Source organism: Kribbella ginsengisoli (assembly GCF_039537185.1).
Classification (GTDB): Bacteria; Actinomycetota; Actinomycetes; order Propionibacteriales; family Kribbellaceae; genus Kribbella; species Kribbella koreensis.
In genome coordinates, this window is the sequence record NZ_BAABAA010000052.1 from 1 (window position 1) to 596 (window position 596).

At 54.7% G+C, this 596-nt stretch carries 1 rRNA gene; it reads right to left on the bottom strand.

The features are described 5' to 3' along the window. Positions 1-232 (bottom strand): 23S ribosomal RNA (locus tag ABD768_RS43010); the annotation flags it as partial. Positions 233-596 lie beyond the last annotated feature (364 nt).

The following is a 596-nucleotide window of genomic DNA, read 5'->3' on the forward strand; positions in this document are numbered from 1 at the left end:
TATTGTTTTCTCTTCCTGCGGGTACTGAGATGTTTCACTTCCCCGCGTTCCCTCCGCACCGGCTATACATTCACCGGGCGGTAACACCACATCACTGGTGCTGGGTTTCCCCATTCGGACACCCCCGGATCACAGCTCGTTTGACAACTCCCCGAGGACTATCGCGGCCTACCACGTCCTTCATCGGCTCCTGGTACCAAGGCATCCACCGAACGCCCTAAAACACTTACAACAACACCCACAAACACACCCCAACCACCACCCAACACGGACAGCAGCTGCAGACGCGAATGTGGAATGCACTACACACAGAGACACAAAACTAAATTTTGCTAAATTGCAGTACAAACACCAAAAACTTTCACTCCTGTAAACAAAAGATCATGACTTTGATGCTCGCATCCACTATGCACTTCTCAAACAACACACACCCACCCACCCCAATACACGCCCAACAGGCGCGCGGTAGTCAGTGAGCACAGTTCAGAGCAGACCCGAAACCAACCCCCAACAGGGGCCGGCCGCGTGTTTCCTCAGAACCCCGATAGTGTGTGACATCCGACGCCGCGATCACTCGCACTGCGCCCCACCCGCCG